The sequence below is a fragment of the Methanocaldococcus vulcanius M7 genome, assembly GCF_000024625.1.
Lineage (GTDB): Archaea > AGJL01 > Methanococci > Methanococcales > Methanocaldococcaceae > Methanocaldococcus > Methanocaldococcus vulcanius.
This window is the reverse complement of the sequence record NC_013407.1, coordinates 81,191-99,510: the sequence shown is the minus strand read 5'-3', so window position 1 is coordinate 99,510 and position 18,320 is coordinate 81,191. Positions and strand designations below refer to the sequence as shown.

At 31.2% G+C, this 18,320-nt stretch carries 14 protein-coding genes; 6 read left to right on the top strand and 8 right to left on the bottom strand.

The window, feature by feature from the left end:
* Positions 1 to 71 precede the first annotated feature (71 nt).
* The 3 genes from METVU_RS00455 to METVU_RS00445 form a co-directional block, all read right to left on the bottom strand.
* A complete protein-coding gene (locus METVU_RS00455) occupies positions 72 to 722 on the bottom strand; it encodes a flagellin (RefSeq protein WP_012819509.1) in 651 nt (216 codons plus the stop codon).
* Between the two features lie 99 nt (positions 723 to 821).
* The gene (locus tag METVU_RS00450; RefSeq protein ID WP_012819508.1) at positions 822 to 1,478 is read right to left on the bottom strand and encodes a flagellin; all 657 of its coding nucleotides are present in this window, start codon (positions 1,476 to 1,478) and stop codon (positions 822 to 824) included.
* A 68-nt stretch (positions 1,479 to 1,546) separates the two neighbouring features.
* Entirely contained in the window at positions 1,547 to 2,188 is a 642-nt protein-coding gene (locus tag METVU_RS00445) for a flagellin (RefSeq protein WP_012819507.1), read from the bottom strand.
* A gap of 427 nt (positions 2,189 to 2,615) precedes the next feature.
* Between METVU_RS00445 and METVU_RS00440 the strand changes: the two genes are divergently transcribed.
* Positions 2,616 to 2,969 (top strand): Sjogren's syndrome/scleroderma autoantigen 1 family protein, encoded by a 354-nt coding sequence (locus METVU_RS00440; RefSeq protein ID WP_048196643.1) that lies wholly within the window; start codon positions 2,616 to 2,618, stop codon positions 2,967 to 2,969.
* Positions 2,970 to 3,025: 56 nt separating this feature from the next.
* Here the strand turns inward: METVU_RS00440 and METVU_RS00435 are convergent, their stop codons facing one another.
* Entirely contained in the window at positions 3,026 to 4,465 is a 1,440-nt protein-coding gene (locus tag METVU_RS00435) for a hypothetical protein (RefSeq protein ID WP_012819505.1), read from the bottom strand.
* 291 nt (positions 4,466 to 4,756) lie between these two features.
* Here METVU_RS00435 and METVU_RS00430 point away from each other — a divergent pair, with 291 nt between their 5' ends.
* From METVU_RS00430 to METVU_RS00410, 5 genes are all read left to right on the top strand, one after another.
* Positions 4,757 to 5,368 carry an MBL fold metallo-hydrolase gene (locus METVU_RS00430; RefSeq protein ID WP_012819504.1) on the top strand — a complete coding sequence of 204 codons (612 nt, stop codon included), beginning with the start codon at positions 4,757 to 4,759 and terminating at the stop codon, positions 5,366 to 5,368.
* Between the two features lie 81 nt (positions 5,369 to 5,449).
* On the top strand, positions 5,450 to 6,109 hold the full coding sequence (gene cofC / locus METVU_RS00425) for a 2-phospho-L-lactate guanylyltransferase (protein WP_012819503.1): 660 nt from the start codon (positions 5,450 to 5,452) through the stop codon (positions 6,107 to 6,109).
* A 2-nt stretch (positions 6,110 to 6,111) separates the two neighbouring features.
* Positions 6,112 to 7,971 carry a molybdopterin biosynthesis protein gene (locus METVU_RS00420; RefSeq protein ID WP_048196967.1) on the top strand — a complete coding sequence of 620 codons (1,860 nt, stop codon included), beginning with the start codon at positions 6,112 to 6,114 and terminating at the stop codon, positions 7,969 to 7,971.
* Between the two features lie 165 nt (positions 7,972 to 8,136).
* Positions 8,137 to 13,110 (top strand): DNA polymerase domain-containing protein, encoded by a 4,974-nt coding sequence (locus tag METVU_RS00415; protein ID WP_012819501.1) that lies wholly within the window; start codon positions 8,137 to 8,139, stop codon positions 13,108 to 13,110.
* A gap of 324 nt (positions 13,111 to 13,434) precedes the next feature.
* Entirely contained in the window at positions 13,435 to 14,040 is a 606-nt protein-coding gene (locus tag METVU_RS00410) for a TIGR00296 family protein (protein WP_012819500.1), read from the top strand.
* Positions 14,041 to 14,069: 29 nt separating this feature from the next.
* On the opposite strand, the gene METVU_RS00405 is transcribed toward METVU_RS00410, so the two are convergent.
* The 4 genes from METVU_RS00405 to METVU_RS00390 are packed head-to-tail and all read right to left on the bottom strand — an operon-like array spanning position 14,070 to position 18,315.
* Positions 14,070 to 15,389 (bottom strand): vWA domain-containing protein, encoded by a 1,320-nt coding sequence (locus METVU_RS00405; RefSeq protein WP_012819499.1) that lies wholly within the window; start codon positions 15,387 to 15,389, stop codon positions 14,070 to 14,072.
* 24 nt (positions 15,390 to 15,413) lie between these two features.
* On the bottom strand, positions 15,414 to 16,538 hold the full coding sequence (locus tag METVU_RS00400) for an AAA family ATPase (protein WP_012819498.1): 1,125 nt from the start codon (positions 16,536 to 16,538) through the stop codon (positions 15,414 to 15,416).
* 9 nt (positions 16,539 to 16,547) lie between these two features.
* Positions 16,548 to 17,297, bottom strand: coding sequence for a precorrin-3B C(17)-methyltransferase (gene cobJ, locus METVU_RS00395; RefSeq protein WP_012819497.1), 750 nt, complete (start codon positions 17,295 to 17,297; stop codon positions 16,548 to 16,550).
* A gap of 4 nt (positions 17,298 to 17,301) precedes the next feature.
* A complete protein-coding gene (locus METVU_RS00390) occupies positions 17,302 to 18,315 on the bottom strand; it encodes a deoxyhypusine synthase (protein WP_012819496.1) in 1,014 nt (337 codons plus the stop codon).
* Positions 18,316 to 18,320: the final 5 nt, after the last annotated feature.

The following is an 18,320-nucleotide window of genomic DNA, read 5'->3' as shown; positions in this document are numbered from 1 at the left end:
TTTACCCCCATAAGGACCCACCTTTCAAAAAATAAATTTATTAGGTTAAAACCCTCCCATATCCTAAATTCTTATTGTAATGGAACCACGTGTTGAGTAAATGTAGATGGTGCTATGAACTCTATAATTCCGGGTGATCCAAATTCTGGAATAACTTCTCCATAAACCTTCTCTCTTGGAGCAATTCCTCCAAATACATCCCCCACGTCTACGGTAAGTAAAACTTTATCTCCAAAGTTCATGGTTGGATGTTCTGTATTGTTCATTGAGCCATCTGCATCTTGCAATACGATAATTCCAAATTCTGTGGAGGTATCATTTACCTTTGGCCATGATTCATTAAATATATCTTTGGTTCCATTTGTTTCAGCATGATTTAAGACACCTCCATAAACCAGAGAAGCTTTCTGTTGACCATTCGATATGGTAATTATTGTTGAAGATAGATCGATCTCATCCCCAATATTTGGAGATACAAGTATTGCAAGTTTTGTTATATTATTGCTATTTGGTGCATAACCTGTAATTTTCAAAACCTGTATTCCACTTGCTACCTGTTTTGTACTCTCCTCACCAACCCTTGCAGCTTTGTGCTGAAGGTTGGCTGCGGTATTTATAATTACAGCAGCTGCCACGGCAGCTACTAAAACCAATGCAATGAATATTATTAAAGTCCCTATTCCAATTGCCCCTCGGCGACTTCCAACGTATTTCATTAGCATATTCTGCCACCTCAGAATTGTGAAAATATTTCTAAAGTAAATATTTATAGAACAACATACTTTGTCAAATTGTTCGATAAAAAAAATTAAGTTAGGGGCTTATTGTAGTTGTATTATCTTCTGAGTATCTAAGTAGGAAGCTGGTGTTGTGAATTCAATAACTGCAGGAGCTCCGAACTCTGGGATTACTGAACCAGTTACTGTGGTTCTTGGAGCTAAGTCGAGTCCAACTGCTGATGCGTTTATTGTTAAAGCAACGATGTCTCCCTTGTCAATAACTGGGGTTGATGGCTGACATGAGTGATCTGCATCTTGCAATACAATGATTCCGAACTGTCCTGCACTTAAATTCCATGCTGCAAGTGAGAGGTTAGTAACTTCTCCTCCAGCGGATAAATTATAATACTTATCTGATCCTCCATATTTCAATACTGCCTTTTCTTTACCGTCAGTTATTAATATCTTGGTTTGGTTTAAGTCGATTGGTGCACTTCCAGCGTTTGGAGAAATGTAGATTGCAAGATAGTTTATTTGTGATCCATCGTGGATTCCGATGACTCTAAGGGCTGATAATCCGCTTGCTACTTGTTCTGTGCTTTCTTTACCTGTTGCCATTGCTTTCTGTTGTAAGAATCCGCTTGTGTTAATTAAGACAGCTGCTGCAACCGCAGCCACTAACACCATGGCTATGAATATTATCAGGGTTCCAATACCCATAGCCCCCTTCTTACCCCTCAAAAACTCAAAAACTCTCATTCCCTATCACCTTACAGATAGTTTTAAATATCACAAGATATATTAGTTAGGAATTAGGTTAGGACAATTTATTGTAGCTCTATTATAGTTTGAGTGAATGCTGGTGGTGTTGTAAAGTCAATAACTGCAGGAGCTCCGAACTCTGGCTGAACTTCTCCTGAAACCTCAGCTCTTGTTGGGATTGTGGTGTTGAATACTGCACTTGCATTTACGAGTAAGACAGCAATATCTCCTTTGTTAATAACTCCATTCTTTAAAGAAGTATCTGCATCTTGGATGATCCCCACAACATAGCTCTTACTGTTTGCAGCACTCCAACCAACAGAGTAGTCGAATATATTTGTTGCATTTGATGTATTTTCAGTGTAGCCTCCATAAGTTAATACATGAGATTGACCATCATAAGTTAAGAACAACTTTGTATTCTTTAAGTCGATTGGTGCACTTCCAGCGTTTGGAGTTATATAGATTGCAAGTTGGTCTATTCCAGATCCATTATTGTGTCCTGTAACCCCCAAACACATTAATCCGCTTGCTACTTGTTCTGTGCTTTCTTTACCTGTTGCCATTGCTTTCTGTTGTAAGAATCCGCTTGTGTTAATTAAGACAGCTGCTGCAACCGCAGCCACTAACACCATGGCTATGAATATTATCAGGGTTCCAATACCCATAGCCCCCTTCTTACCCCTCAAAAACTCAAAAACTCTCATTCCCTATCACCTTATCATCTCATCTTACCTTACCTAAAAAATGTATTCACGTATCCTCCCCCACACAATTTCCCCTTACTTCCCTCAATCCAGTTCAGTATATACTGTAATTCTTTTAAAATATATTCTTTTTGCGTAATTCGTTTGGTAGCCAATTTTATCGGTGTATGTGTAGCGGTTTGTGTAGGTGGGGGATAAACGAACCTTAAATAGACAATTAACGTAAAATTTGTAAAAAATTCGTCATTTGTATAAATTTTATCCGACACAAAATAAGCATATATGCGAATATGGAAGTATATATATGTAGATTTATTATAGTTATAACGAAATATGTTAATATGTAATATTATATATTTAACTAAGATTATAAGAGTTATTTGTAAATATAATTATATATAAATGTATGTTAGCATTAGGTGATGTTATGGACAATGATGAAATAATAAAAACGCTCTCAGTTGAGTTGCTAAAAGGGGCTAAAATGCTATCAACCCATTGTTCAAAATGTGGATCTCCACTATTAGAAAAAAACGGTAAAATCTACTGCCCAATATGTGAAAAATCATTAAATACTAAAAGATATAAAAAAGAAAACAAAAATGAAGAAAATCTGCACTTTAAAGATGAGCTGAACTTGGATAAGGTAATTATCTCTAAAATATCCTATTTATCTAAAAAGTTAGAGGACGAAGAGGAAGTTATTAGGATAAAAGAAATAGCAGAAGCCCTATCTGTTTTAATTAAAATAAAAGAAAAACTCTCAAATTCAAAAAATTAATGGCCAGTTCATTTTTTATTTTATTTTTCATTTTTTAGGTTTGATCGATCTTGACTCTATTTCTCGTCTATTTTTATTTCTGAGATGGTTATAGTTAAAACATCATTTGGAGATGCGGTTAAATCACTGTTTACTATTAAATTATAGGTACTTTTAAGATTTGTGATTTCTTCTAACAATATTATCGAGGAATCGTTTTTAAATATTACATTTCCACCATCTACATTGAGGAGATTTATTTTTCTGGTTTTTGAGTTTATAGCAATATAGTAAACTCCTCTTTCTGGGAACGATATAGAGATTGGAAGAATATTCCTTCCTTTTTTAAGTTCTTTAATGTCAAATTTTGCATAAATTGTAATACGAGGGAGGTCTTTTGTTTCATCTGCTTTATTTCCTTCGTTATTTTCATTTTCATTATTTTCATTGTTTTTATTGTTATTTTTATTAACCTCAGTACATCCATCTTTTAAGGCATCTACTTCTGAAAAGTTCCCTTCATCTCCACTATTATTGAATCCACAATCATTTTGAGAAATATTACTTAAATTAGCTGTGTGAGGTGTTAGATCTCCTTTATCTCCATTATGAAGCGTTTCAAAGATAAGTAATCCCGCTCCAAATAGCAAAACAATTAATAATATAACGACTAACATGCTCTTATTGTTTATATGATTTATATAATTTAAATATGTTCGGCTTAAATTGTTATTAGAGGGATTTTTCCCAGTGTTTAAAGTTAGATCGGTTTTTTTATCTACTGATGTTGATGATAACCCAACCTTAACAAGGTCTTCTTCTATTGGTTCCTCTTTAAAACACGACACAAAAAGAGGTATTTTATCATTTAAGTTTAATTGTTCCTTTATTTCTTCTTTTATTTCGTTAAGTTTGTCTTTATTTTGGATGATCATATTTAACAATTTGACAATTCTATACTTAAACGGCTCAGCAATTAATTTTCCATTTTTATTCTTAAATTTAAATAATTTCCCATTTAATTTACAACTACAAGCAATTGCACTTATTGGATTTTTAACCTCTTTGAATTTTATTGAAGATCTCCAATTAAATAAAGAAAATTTTTCTGATAATTCAAACGGACAAGATAACTTATACTCATTATCAATAACAAAAACTGGAGAGTTTCCTATAGAGAATAGCATTAACGATCCATTTCTAAATACACCCCCGGAGATTGAGAGATTGACTTTCTCTTTATCAATGTTTTTATGATTAATGAATTTCTCAACAGCCCCAACTGCATCATGTATTCCAACTTCGATTAAATTTTTTAGATTTGTAATATATCTGTTGTTATATACTGATTTACAAAACTCTCTTGACACTATTTCAGCAACACTAAAAGAACTATCCTCTGTCTCATCACATATAATAAAAACAAGAAAATTTTCTTCACTATCTAAAATATAATGTGAGTGTTCGCTATAATTATTATCTATCAAATATCCGCTGGAAATAGAAAGGGCAATCATAAAACCCACCAAAAATTATTCAATATTTATTTTATTTTCTACATTTATTAATTTGCTTTTATTTAATTTTTTGATTTATCTTATTTGTTGTTATCTTATTTATTTTTATTTATTTATTATATTTTATTGTTAGCGTCTCATAACCGCCAATTTATCCATAAGGGTCTTAATCAAAAACAAAAAATAAAAGTCAGAATAAAACTAATCCCTTGATCAATAGAGTAATAGACGCAATAAGGTAATATAGACAAACATAAATAAAAATAAATAACCAATACAAATGGTGAAAGTGTGATAATAAAACTCAATGGATACGGTTATAGTTCAAATTCTTATTTATTAGTTGGAAAAAAGACAATTTTAGTCGATCCTGGAGCTAATCACTTAATTTTAGAAGAGTTAAAAAAGAATGGAATAAAAAATATTGATTTTATAATAAATACACACTGTCATTTTGATCATTCATCGGCAGATCATTTAATCGAGGAAGAATTTAATTGCCCCACAATTATTGAGGATAAAGAAGTTAAACATCTAAAAAGTGGGGATAAAGTTACTGTATCATCATTATTTGGGGCAAACCTCATTCCTCCAGAAGAAATAATCCCTTTATCAGAAATTGAAGAAGAACTAAAAAATTACGGTTTAGAGATTTTAAGAACGCCCGGACACACTTACGGCTCCATATCTATAATCTATGAAGATGGATTAATAACGGGAGATACACTATTCGCTTATGGTGTTGGACGATGGGATCTGCCAACTGGAAGTTTGATAGATTTAAGAAAATCAATATCATTGTTAGAGAACGTTGCCAATGAAAGAAATATAAATAAAATATACCCCGGACATGGAGAGATCGGAGATAAGATGGCCTTTAATTACGCAAAGTTGTTTTTATAAAAATTTTTAATATATTTTTAATTTTTTATTATTAATCGCTACTTTATTTTGACATCGAAAAATCGAAAATTAAGTGATAGGATGATAGTAATAATTCCAGTATCTCCAATAAACTCTTTAAAAACCAGATTATCCGAATTTTTAAGTGAAGAAGAGAGAAAGTATCTTTTATTAAATATGCTAAAAGATATTAAATCAGCTTTAATCAACCTTGATACTGTGGTTGTAAGTAGGGATGAAGAGATTCTGAACTTTGCAAAAAAAGAACTAAACGCAAAGACAATAAAAGAAAGGGAAAAGGGATTAAACAACGCAATAAAACAGGCATTCGAAGAAATAAATCAAGAGGAAATATTAATAATTCCCGCGGATATTCCTTTAATAAAAAAACATCATATTGAAGATATTATCAATCTTTCAAATCATTATGATATGATAATCGCTCCATCAAGAGGAGGAGGAACAAATTTGCTATATTTAAAGTCGAAAAACTTAATAGATTTGAAATATGAAGGATTTAGTTTTTTAAAGCATCTGAAAGAAGCAGAAAATAAAAATTTAAAATACTATATATATGATTCCTTTCTGGTCTCTGTGGACATAAACACCCCAGAAGACCTCGGAGAGATATTCATTCACGGAGAAAAAACTCATACAAAAGAATACTTAAAAAGTTTAGGAATTTATGTTGAGCCAAAGCACTCATCGGCTGGAAGGTTTGTAGTTAAAAGGAGGGATTGATGATGAGATATTTAACCCTTTGTAGTATAGAAATGGCAAAAAATCTTGTAAAAGAATTTTTAGAGACATTAAAAGATATTGAAGAAGTAGATCTCTTTAATGCAGTTGGAAGAACACTTGCAGAAGATATAATTTCAAATATAGATGTTCCCCCCTATGATCGAGCAAAGATGGACGGTTATGCAGTTAAAGCAGAAGATACCTATGAGGCAGAGGAAGATAATCCAGTGGAATTAAAAGTTATTGGATCTTTAAAAGCGGGAGAATTAAAAGATTTAAAAATAAATAGTGGAGAATGTGTAGAAATAGCCACAGGAGCAGTGATTCCAAAAGGAGCTAATGCCGTGGTTATGGTAGAATACACAGAAAAGAAAGAAAATGGAAAAGTGAAGATATATAGAGCAGTGCCTCCAATGGAAAATATACAATTTGCTGGATCGGATATAATGGCAGGAGAACTTATTCTAAGAAAAAACACCCCTTTAACTCCGAGAGATATTGGGGTCTTATCAGCCATTGGTAGAAAAAAAATCAAGGTCTACAAAAAACTAAAATTTGGAATTATATCGACAGGCAACGAACTTACAAGTCCTGAAGAAAAATTGGACTTTGGAAAGATATACGATATAAATTCATATACACTTGCCTCTTACATAAAAGAGCTTGGATATGATTTTGAATTTTTTGGAATAGCGAAAGATGATAAAGAGGATCTCAAAGAAAAAATCAAAAAGGCATTAAAATGTGATATTATCCTATTAAGTGGAGGAACATCAGCAGGAGTTGGAGATCTAACTGAAACAGAAATAAAAGAGCTTGGAGGAGAAATATTAGTCCATGGTATAAAAATAAAGCCCGGAAAACCCACCATAATTGGAAAAATTGAAGAAAAATTAATAGTAGGGCTTCCTGGCTATCCAACATCATGCCTAACAATATTTGATGTGCTATTTGGAAATGAAAAAAACGTTATAAAAGCAAGATTTCCACAGAGGTATATTTCAGCAAGAGGAAGAACAGAATACCTTCCCGTGATATTGGTTAAGTATAAAGACGGATTTTCTGCCTACCCAATAACAAAGGGAAGCGGAGCAATAACCTCTTTATCAGAGGCGGATGGGTATATTGTTATAGATGAAAATAAAGAGATATTAGAAGATGAAGAAGTTAATGTGCATGTTTTTGGTGATGTTAAAATAGGACTAAATATTATTGGAAGCCATTGCATAGGGGTAGATATAATTCTAAAAGAGGGAGGTTTATTTGCAAAAACCATAAATGTTGGTTCTTTAGGGGGTTTAATTTCTATAAAAAGAGGAGAAGCAGATATTGCAGGAACTCATCTTTTAGATGAGAAAACTGGAACATATAACATTCCATTTTTAGAGAGGTATAAAGTCGAGGATGCAGTGTTAGTTAGAGGGTATATAAGAGAGCAGGGATTTATTTTCAGAAAAGAACTTGGATTTAAGACCATTAAAGATATACTGGAAAACATATATAATTTAGAATTTATAAATAGAAATCGTGGTTCAGGAACAAGAATACTGTTTGACAAATTTTTGAAAGATTATAAATTATCTCCAAGCAAAATAAAAGGATATACAATAGAAGCAAAGACACACTCAGCAGTTGCAACTGCAATAGTAATGAAAAAGGCAGATATTGGATTAGGAATTAAAACAGTAGCGGATCAATATGGATTAGGATTTATTCCATTGGCAGATGAATACTACGATTTTTTGATTAGAAAAGATAGATTTAATGATGAAGATGTCCAAACATTCATTAAAACTCTAAAAATTGTAAAACTTCCATTTAAAAAGCCAAAAGATTGTGGAGAGGTTATTTGGGAAGGTTAACATATTTAATCGAAAATAATCAAAATAGGGTAAAAATTAAAAAATAAAATAAAAATTAAAATATAGAAGAAAATAATTAGATATAAAATAATCATTGAATAAGTTATCCCTCAACATTTATACTTTTTTACATCTTTTGACAACAAAAATTTTAATGTGATTACTATGAAAGAAAAAGCTCCAAAAATAGATGCACTAATCGATTGCACCTACAAAACAGAAGATAATAGAGCAGTTATCTACCTCTACCTTTTAGAAAATATTTTAAAAGACCGTGAATTTTCCCCTTATTTTTATGTAGAAATGTTAAAAGATAGAATAGAAAAAGAAGACATCGATAAAATAAAGGAATTTCTATTAAAAGAAGATCTACTAAAATTTGTTGAAAATTTAGAAGTTGTCAATAAAACAATACTAAAAAAAGAGAAAGAAATTGTTAAAATTATCGCCACACACCCTCAAAGAGTGCCAAAACTAAGAAAAATTAAAGAATGCGATATTGTCAAAGAGATATACGAACATGACATTCCATTTGCAAAGAGATACTTAATAGACAGCGATATAGTTCCAATGACATACTGGGATTTTGAAAACAGAAAACAAGTTAGTATAGAGATCCCAAAATTAAAAACAGTTTCATTTGATATGGAAGTTTATAATAGAGATACAGAACCAGATCCTGAAAAAGATCCAATTTTAATGGCAAGTTTTTGGGACGATAATGGAGGGAAGGTAATAACCTATAAACACTTTGATCATTCAAATATAGAAGTTGTAAATAGTGAAAAAGACCTGATCAAGAAAATCGTAGAGATGTTAAGGCAGTATGATGTCATATTCACCTATAACGGAGATAACTTCGACTTTCCTTACTTAAAAGCAAGAGCAAAAATTTACGGAATTGATATAAAATTAGGAAGAGACGGAGAAGAATTAAAAATAAAAAGAGGAGGAATGGAATTTAGAAGCTACATTCCCGGAAGAGTGCATATAGATCTATACCCAATATCAAGAAGATTACTAAAACTAACAAAATATACGTTGGAAGATGTTGTTTATAATCTATTTGGAATTGAAAAATTAAAAATTCCGCATACAAAGATCGTAGATTACTGGGCAAATAATGATAAGATTTTGATAGAGTATTCATTACAAGATGCAAAATACACACACAAAATCGGAAAATACTTCTTTCCATTGGAAGTAATGTTCTCAAGAATTGTTAATCAGACACCTTTTGAAATTACAAGAATGAGTTCTGGACAGATGGTTGAATACTTGCTAATGAAAAACGCCTTCAAAGAAAACATGATAGTTCCAAACAAACCAGATGAAAAAGAATACAGAAAAAGATTACTAACGAGTTATGAAGGGGGTTATGTTAAAGAACCAGAAAAAGGAATGTTTGAAGATATAATAAGCATGGACTTTCGATGTCATCCAAGAGGAACGAAAGTTATTGTAAAGAATAACGGCTTAACAGATATTGAAAACGTAAAAGTGGGGGACTATGTTTTAGGAATAGATGGCTGGCAGAAAGTAAAAAGGGTTTGGAAATATCCATATAATGGCTTTTTAGTAAATGTAAATGGGTTAAAATCTACACCTAATCACAAGATCCCTGTAATAAAAAAAGAAAATGGGAAAGATAGAGTAATCGATGTAAGTAGTATTTACCTTTTAAACTTAAAAGGTTGTAAAATATTGAAGATCAAAAATTTTGAAAGTATTGGAATGTTTGGGAAAATATTCAAAAAAGACACCAAAATAAAAAAAGTAAAAGGACTATTAGAAAAGATTGCTTATATAGATCCAAGAGAAGGGCTTGTAATTAAAGTTAAAAATGAAAAGGAGGATATATTTAAGACAGTTATACCCATTCTCAAAGAATTAAACATACTCTACAAACAGGTAGATGAAAAAACGATAATAATCGACTCGATAGATGGACTTCTAAAATATATAGTAACAATAGGATTTAACGATAAAAATGAAGAAAAAATAAAAGAAATAATAAAAGAAAAGAGTTTTCTTGAATTTAAAGAATTAGAAGACATAAAAATCTCAATTGAAGAATACGAAGGATATGTTTATGATCTAACTCTTGAAGGGAGACCTTATTATTTCGCAAATGGAATTTTAACGCATAACTCTCTTTATCCTTCCATAATTATTGCCTACAACATCAGTCCAGAGACGTTGGATTGCGAGTGTTGTAAAGACATTAGTGAAAAGATACTCGGACATTGGTTCTGTAAAAAACGGGAAGGGTTAATTCCAAAAACGTTAAGAGGACTTATAGAAAGAAGAATAAACATTAAAAATAAGATGAAAAAAATGGAAAGTGAAAAAGAAATAAATGAGGAATACAACCTCTTAGATTACGAACAGAGATCATTAAAGATTTTAGCCAATAGTATTTTACCTGATGAATATTTAACAGTTATTGAAGATGATGGGGTAAAAATAGTAAAAATTGGGGAATATATTAACAGATTAATGGAAAAATATCCTAATAAAATTAAACTCAGTGAAGTATTGGAAGTTAAAAATTTGAAGACATTCTCATTTAATAAACTAACCAAAAAATGTGAGATAAAAAAAGTTAAGGGATTAATTAGGCATAAGTATGAAGGTAAAGCATATAAAATAAAACTAAGATCTGGAAGGACAATAAGAGTAACAGAGGGACATAGTTTATTCAAGTATGAAAATGGAGAAATTGTAGAAGTTAAAGGAAATGAAATAAAAATTAACGACTTAATAGTCGTCCCACGAAAGATCGCCCATATTAATAAAAAAATTGTCATAAATATTCCGAAGAGGTTAGTTGATGCTGATGAAGAGGACATAAAAAACCTTGTGATTACAAAACATAAAGATAAGATACACTTCATTAAATTAAAAAAGACGCTTGAAGATATTGAGAGAAATAAATTTAACGTTATTTTTGATGATTGCATTTTATATTTGAAAAAACTTGGATTAATTGATTATAACATCATCAAAGCAATAAATAAGGTAGAGATAAAGATATTAGATAAAAAGAAGTTTAAGATATACAAAAAATATATAGATACAATCATAGAACATGGCAATTTTGCAAGAGGTCGATCTAATATTCAATACTTGAAAATTAAGGATCTTATAAATGATATTCCAGATGAAGAGTTCGAGGATTGTGAAATAGGAGCATTATGTGGGAAAATAAACGCTCTTTTAAAATTAGATGAAAATTTGGCCAAATTTTTAGGATACTTCGTAACAAGAGGTGGACTAAATAAATATAAAGCAAAAGAGGGCACAACCCATGAAGTTGCTATCTTCAAGTCCCTACCTGACTATCAAAAAGAGATCGTTAAGATATTCAAAAAAACTTTTGGAGCAGGTTGTATTTCTAAGGATAAAGTTATAATGGATAATAAGATTGTATATTTGATACTAAAATACATCTTTAAGTGTGGAAATAAAAATAAAAAGCATATTCCAGAAGAGATATTTTTAGCAGATGAGAAAGTTATAAAAAGTTTCTTAGACGGATTCTTAAAGGCAAAGAAAAACTCTCATAAGGGAACTACGACATTTATGGCCAAGGATGAGGACTATCTAAACCAGTTAATGATACTATTTAATTTAGTGGGAATTCCAACAAGATTCACACCGGTTAAAAATAAAGGATACAAACTAACTCTAAATCCAAATTATAAACTGATCAACGATCTAATGCTTGATGAAGTTAAAGAAATTGAGGAATTTAATTACAATGGCTATGTTTATGATTTAAGTGTTGAGGATAATGAAAACTTCTTAGTAAATAATATCTACGCCCATAATAGTGTATATGGTTATTTAGCATTTCCAAGAGCAAGATTTTACAGCCGAGAATGTGCAGAAGTTATTACATATTTAGGAAGAAAATATATTTTAGAGACGATAGAAGAGGCAGAAAAATTCGGATTTAAAGTAATTTATGCAGATAGTGTTGTTAAAGATGCCAAAGTTATTATTAAAGAAGACGGTAAAATAAAAGAGATAAAAATCGAGGATCTGTTTAAAAAAGTTGATTATACGATAGGAGATAAAGAATACTGCATTTTAAATAATGTGGAGACATTAACCATTGAGGATACTAAGTTGGTGTGGAGGAAAGTTCCTTACATAATGAGGCACAGAACAAATAAAAAGATTTATAGAGTTAAAGTAAAAGATAGATATGTTGATATTACAGAAGATCATTCAATCATTGGAGTTAAAAATAATAAATTGGTTGAATTGAAACCAACTGAGATAAAAGATGATGAAACTAAATTAATAATTTTAAATAAAGATCTAAAATCATATAATTTTGCGAGTGTTGAGGAAATAAACTGTATAAAATATTCTGATTATGTTTACGATATTGAGGTCGAAAACACGCACAGATTTTTTGCAAACGGAATTTTAGTTCATAATACTGATGGATTTTATGCAGTTTGGAAAGAAAAGATTAGCAAAGATGATTTAATAAAAAAAGCATTGGAGTTTGTAAAGTATATAAATTCAAAACTTCCCGGAACGATGGAGTTAGAATTTGAAGGTTATTTCAAAAGAGGAATCTTTATCACCAAAAAAAGATATGCGTTGATCGATGAAAATGGAAGAGTTATAGTTAAAGGATTAGAATTCGTTAGAAGAGATTGGTCAAATCTTGCAAGAATTACACAAAGAAGAGTGTTAGAGGCATTATTATTAGAAGGAGATATAAATAAAGCTAAAAAAGCTATACAAGACGTTATAAAAGATCTAAGAGAGAAAAAAATAAAAAAAGAGGACCTTATTATTTACACCCAACTTACTAAAAACCCAAACGAATATAAAACCACAGCCCCTCACGTAGAAATTGCAAAAAAGATGATGAGAGAGGGAAAAAAAATAAAAATTGGAGATGTTATCGGATATATAATAGTTAAAGGTTCTAAATCAATAAGTGAAAGAGCAAAACTACCAGAAGAAGTTAGTATTGAGGAGATCGATGTTAACTACTATATTGATAACCAGATCCTTCCTCCCGTTTTGAGGATCATGGAGGCAGTTGGGGTTTCAAAAAACGAGTTAAAGAAAGAAGGAACTCAATTAACGTTAGATAGGTTCCTGAAATAAATCAACCAAAAAATATAACTATAATCAACATAAAAATAATTTATTGTAAACAATGATGATTATTAAAACTTAAAAATAAAAAAATAGCAATTAGTGGAAAATAAGGGTCTGAGAAAGATAATAACAATATTTACAGAAATGGGAAATTAAAGATAAACTTTTATCGATTGAAATTCAACGCGATGATGAGTGCCGACTTCGCTGAACTATGATGAAACCTGGGACATCTGAGCGTTATCATTTATTTAAATATCTCAATTATTTTTACATCATTTATTATTAGTTGAAATTAAAAATATTTAAAATTAAAAATTTGGTGGAATTATGAGATTGTTAACATTGGAAGAAGGAACCTTTGCAGTTAAATATGCAAGAGCAGTTATTGAAAACTATTTAGAAGGAAGAGAAGTTATAGTAGAAAACTACCCTGAAGTGTTCAACGAGAAGAGAGGATGCTTTTGCACTCTCCACACATATCCAGATAAAGAACTTAGGGGCTGTATAGGGATTCCAGAACCGATAATGCCGCTTATAAAGGCCTTGGAAGAAGCAGCGATAAGTGCTGCAACAAAAGATCCAAGATTTCCTCCAGTAACGTTGGAAGAAATGGATAGTATTGTAATAGAAGTTAGTATCCTAACCCCTCCAGAACTCATAAGAGTTAAACATCCAAGAGAGTATTTAGAAAAAATAAAAATTGGTAGAGATGGGTTAATTATCGAATATGGATTTTATAGAGGGCTTTTATTGCCACAGGTGCCAGTGGAGTATGGATGGGATGTTGAAGAGTATTTAGCACACTTATGCTTAAAAGCTGGTTTGCCCCCAGATATGTGGCTGGCTGAGGGAGTTAAAATTTATAGGTTTGAAGCACAGATATTTGAGGAAGTTGAGCCAAGAGGAGAGGTTATTGAGAAAAAGCTTGTTTAACATTAACATATATATTAAAATATTGAAGATTAAGATATTGACCTATATATTTTCCTTGTCTCTTCATCTGCCAAATCATAAACCTTTATTATCTCAGTTGAAATCTTTTTTAATGTTTCAGTTGGAAATGTCTCAACAAATACCGAGATCACGCGAACAGAATTTTCTTTTATAAACTTATCAAATCTTTTTAAAAATTCATCATTTATCTCAGCGTATCCATCCGTTATAAGTAAAATATCCGCATTTTTAAACTCACTGGTTTTTATAACTTCCATTGCCCTATTTAATGGTAAAATAAAGTTAGTTCCTCCTCCAAAGTAGAGTGATGCAATCTCAATAATCTCCTCAACAGTTATATTTTTAGGATCTATTCGCTTTTCAAATCTAACTCCATCATCAAAGGCAATATAATATATATCTCTCTTTTCTCTTTTTGCAATTTCTAAAATAGATAAAGCCACGGCTTTTCCCCATATTTCCCTTTCTCCATACATAGAACCACTGTGATCCAGTAGAACAACTATTGGACCTTTCTGCTTATCTAACTTTTCATTTATATCATAAACTAAAAGTTTTTTATCCATAAATCTTCTTAAAAAATCATAATATAAAATTTCATCCGAGAAATTTACAATTTCCCTTGTTAAAAGGTATTTTAAGTCCCTACCCACCTTTATAGAGTATATTTCCCCAGAATAATGCTTTATTTTAGATCTATACTCACTTATAGCGAGTAATCTTAATCTTCCAAGTTTTTTTACGATAGATCTGACTTTACCATTGCTTAAAATCTTGTCTGCTAACTTTATCCTTTCATCAGAAGATAATCTCTTTTTATCTCCCTGCCCTTTCCCAAGACCATTAATTGCATTAAATCCTTGGACAATTTCTGAGATCTCATCTGATACTTCTTTCATTGCATTTTTTCCAATTTCTTTAAGTTTTTCTTCAAGATCTTTATTTTTCTTCCCATCGATTGCAAACTTTTTTAACTCCTTATTTAACTTTGCAAGTTTTAGGTTTTCAAAGAACTTCTCACAGAACATTATTGTAGCAGTTCCAGCATTCACTTCATCAAGCTCAGTTAAAAGTTTGCTCTTCTCATACTCAATATTTTTTATAGCACCTTCTAAGATCTTTTTATTTATTTCGAATTTCTCTTCAATAACGTCGTTAAATTCAACAACATACTTAAAAAATGCATAAAAAATATCCTCTGCTAATTTTTCATGGATAGGGCTGAACTGAGAGTAGTAGTTAAGAAGCTTTTGTAAATATCTACTATTTCTCAAAAATTTTTCATATGCCTTTTTGTCATATGCATCGTGCTTTATAACGTTTTTCATAATCCCACTGATTTAAATTATACACTATCTACTCTTTAACAACCCTTCAACATACTTTTTAAATCCCTCAACTTCCCTCAAAACATCTTCAACAAGCTCGTAAGGTTTATTTGCCTCGATTGCTTTATTTTTAACGTCTTTTAAAGTTATTGACATGCTATTTAACTTACCCAAAATTTCAAGACATTTTCTATACTCTATTCCTCCAAATGGTATTTTATCCTTGTTTAGTTTCTTTATCTCGTTCATCAAACTCTCTAAAATTTCTCTTTGCTCTAATGCAAAGCCAGCAAAATGATTTGATATTTTAAAAATCTCCACTGAGACCTTAAAGAACTCATCTGGCTCATTCCAGTAAACGTGCCTTAATATGTCTAAATCATTAATATCTGCTTTTTCCTTGCCGTTTAAATAGGCAAAGCATTTAACTGCTTTAACTGACTTTTTAAATCTCCTGTCCGAGATATTTATTCCTTCACTTTCCAAAGATAGCTTTATTTTAATTAAATCCTCTTTTATATCTGAAATATCTACTTTTAACGCTTCTTTTTGCATTTCTTTAACGTCTTCAATATTGATTATGGTCTTAGGTTTATACTCTTCATCTAAATCGATTAATTTTGAAAGATTTTCGTAGTTTTTTATTCCTTTTATTGTTTTTCTGAATAGGAATCTGTCGTAGAAGGCGAGTAATTCGTTTTCTTCTGGGAGTTCGTTTGATGCTCCAAATAAGCTTATTAATGGAACTTTTTCAATCCTGTCTCCATTGTGATAAAGTCGCTCGTTAATTATTGATAATAAAGCATTTAATATTGAACTGTTTGCCTTAAAAACCTCATCCAAAAAGGCAATCTCAGCAGTTGGCAAATATCCAGAGGTTTTTCTAACAAACCTATCATTATCCTTCAACTCCTTAATGCTTAAAGGCCCAAACAACTCATCCTCTGTAGTAAATCTTGTTATAAGCTTCTCAAAATAATCAGCATTAACATGAGAAGCAACCGCCCTAATCAACTGAGATTTAGCAACCCCCGGATTTCCCAAAAACACAACATGCTCATTAGCCAAAATCGAAGTCAAAGCAACATCAACCTCCTCCCTCCTCTCCAAAAAATAAGAATTCAACTCCCATCTAATTTTTTCAAGCATGATTTTCACCTAAATTTTATATTTGTTTAAATAGCCCCTTGGCGTTATCATCTTGCCATTGACAATTTTTGTTGAAGAATTTCCAATGATTAATATTGTATTCATATCTATAAACTCCAAATATCTTTCTATGTCTTTATAAAGTTCTTTAAAAGTTGTTATTAAGTATTTTTCGTTGTCTCTACCGGCGTTTTTAACTATTCCGACTACATAGTTATTATCTTTTGCAAATTCAGACAAAATCTCCATGGCTTTTAAGAAGGGCTCTTTTCTCCTTTTGCTTAAAGGGTTGTATATGCATATAACAAAGTCCCCTTCTAACGCATATCTAAATCTTTTTAATATGATCTCCAACGGAGTTAATAGATCGCTAAAACTAATAACCACAAAGTCGTGATTTAATGGACTTCCTAAAATTGCAGAAGCCAAGGAACATGCAGTTATTCCAGGAATAACTTTTATCTCTATCCCATAATTTTTAACAGCATTTATTTCATAAGCTAATGAAGCTAAACCGTAAATTGTCGCATCTCCACTTGAAACTAATGCAACATCTTTATCTTTTGCCTCTTTTAAAGCATAATCAACCCTATCAATCTCTTTCGTCATTCCAGTTGTGTATATTGGCTTGTTAAATCTTTCAACGAATTTCTTATAATTTTTATAGCACACAATTAAATCCACTCTATTTAAAAGCTCCTCTGCCTCTTTTGTGAAATGCTTTTCATTACCGCTTCCTATACCTACAACATACAGCATAATATCACTTCATTACACAGTAAACTAATAATGGAAATACGATCGTTGCATCTGCCCAAATTTCTACATAATCCGCCTCAGCTCCAATTTTTCCCCAAGATACTCCCTCTTCTGGAGGAGCTCCGCTTAAAGAACCATCCCAAGGAAGAGCTGTGGTTATATATATTGCATAATCCGTCCCTTCTCTAAATAGGTTTGCATTTATAATACTATGCTTTGGAAGAGAACCACCTAAAACTATACACGCTGTCTCTTTGGAGTTTATAGCAAGATCGTTTAACTTTACTATATCGTTGGCAATATCGATTTTCAACTCCTTATCTTTATTATACTTTTTAAAAAAGTAGAGCATATCCCCAATTGAACCGTCAGTTATTGCTGGACAGAATATTGGAATATTGTTTTTATATGCCCAGTATAGGATTGATTTCTCTTTTTCTTTGGTGTTTAATTTTTTATCTAAAAATTCTCCTAATTTATAGCAAAATTCACTTGTAGTTATAATTTCTCCACTTTCACGTTGGGATTTTAATAAACTTTCGAAGAATTCCATCATATACTCTTCAAACGCTATATATCTATCGTTTGGAACAAAAATATTCCCTATTCTATTTATTCCCTTTTCCCTTAATAACTTTCCGTTTGCTTTCCAATCCCCCAATATAAACGGTTTTAAACATTTTATAAAGTCCTCTTCAACGCCTCCTGCTGTTGTAACTATAACATCTATCTTTTTATATTTTGCAAGATAGGCAATAATCTCTCTAAGACCAGAGGATACAATATTTGATGTGTATCCAAAAAATACTGTTATTTCTTCTCCTTTTTTCCTCTTTTCTTCAATTTTTTTCCATATTTCAATTGCTTTTCCAATATGTGATGCTTGAAACCCAATTTTTAGATAGTAGTTTTTTATAATTTTATCTAAGGTTATATCATCCTCTAACCACGGCCCCTCGATCTCTAAACCCCCTATATCCTCACTCTCTTTTAGAACTATATCTTTAGGGTTTGACATAAAGA

Excerpts from the sequence above, each read along its gene's own strand:
- METVU_RS00400 (WP_012819498.1), bottom strand. The coding sequence starts at position 16,538 with ATGCTTGAAAAAATTAGATGGGAGTTGAATTCTTATTTTTTGGAGAGG.
- METVU_RS00440 (WP_048196643.1), top strand. The coding sequence starts at position 2,616 with ATGGACAATGATGAAATAATAAAAACGCTCTCAGTTGAGTTGCTAAAA.
- METVU_RS00420 (WP_048196967.1), top strand. The coding sequence starts at position 6,112 with ATGAGATATTTAACCCTTTGTAGTATAGAAATGGCAAAAAATCTTGTA.
- METVU_RS00455 (WP_012819509.1), bottom strand. The coding sequence starts at position 722 with ATGCTAATGAAATACGTTGGAAGTCGCCGAGGGGCAATTGGAATAGGG.
- METVU_RS00405 (WP_012819499.1), bottom strand. The coding sequence starts at position 15,389 with ATGAAAAACGTTATAAAGCACGATGCATATGACAAAAAGGCATATGAA.
- METVU_RS00445 (WP_012819507.1), bottom strand. The coding sequence starts at position 2,188 with ATGAGAGTTTTTGAGTTTTTGAGGGGTAAGAAGGGGGCTATGGGTATT.
- METVU_RS00410 (WP_012819500.1), top strand. The coding sequence starts at position 13,435 with ATGAGATTGTTAACATTGGAAGAAGGAACCTTTGCAGTTAAATATGCA.
- METVU_RS00415 (WP_012819501.1), top strand. The coding sequence starts at position 8,137 with ATGAAAGAAAAAGCTCCAAAAATAGATGCACTAATCGATTGCACCTAC.
- cofC (WP_012819503.1), top strand. The coding sequence starts at position 5,450 with ATGATAGTAATAATTCCAGTATCTCCAATAAACTCTTTAAAAACCAGA.
- METVU_RS00435 (WP_012819505.1), bottom strand. The coding sequence starts at position 4,465 with ATGATTGCCCTTTCTATTTCCAGCGGATATTTGATAGATAATAATTAT.
- METVU_RS00450 (WP_012819508.1), bottom strand. The coding sequence starts at position 1,478 with ATGAGAGTTTTTGAGTTTTTGAGGGGTAAGAAGGGGGCTATGGGTATT.
- cobJ (WP_012819497.1), bottom strand. The coding sequence starts at position 17,297 with ATGCTGTATGTTGTAGGTATAGGAAGCGGTAATGAAAAGCATTTCACA.
- METVU_RS00390 (WP_012819496.1), bottom strand. The coding sequence starts at position 18,315 with ATGTCAAACCCTAAAGATATAGTTCTAAAAGAGAGTGAGGATATAGGG.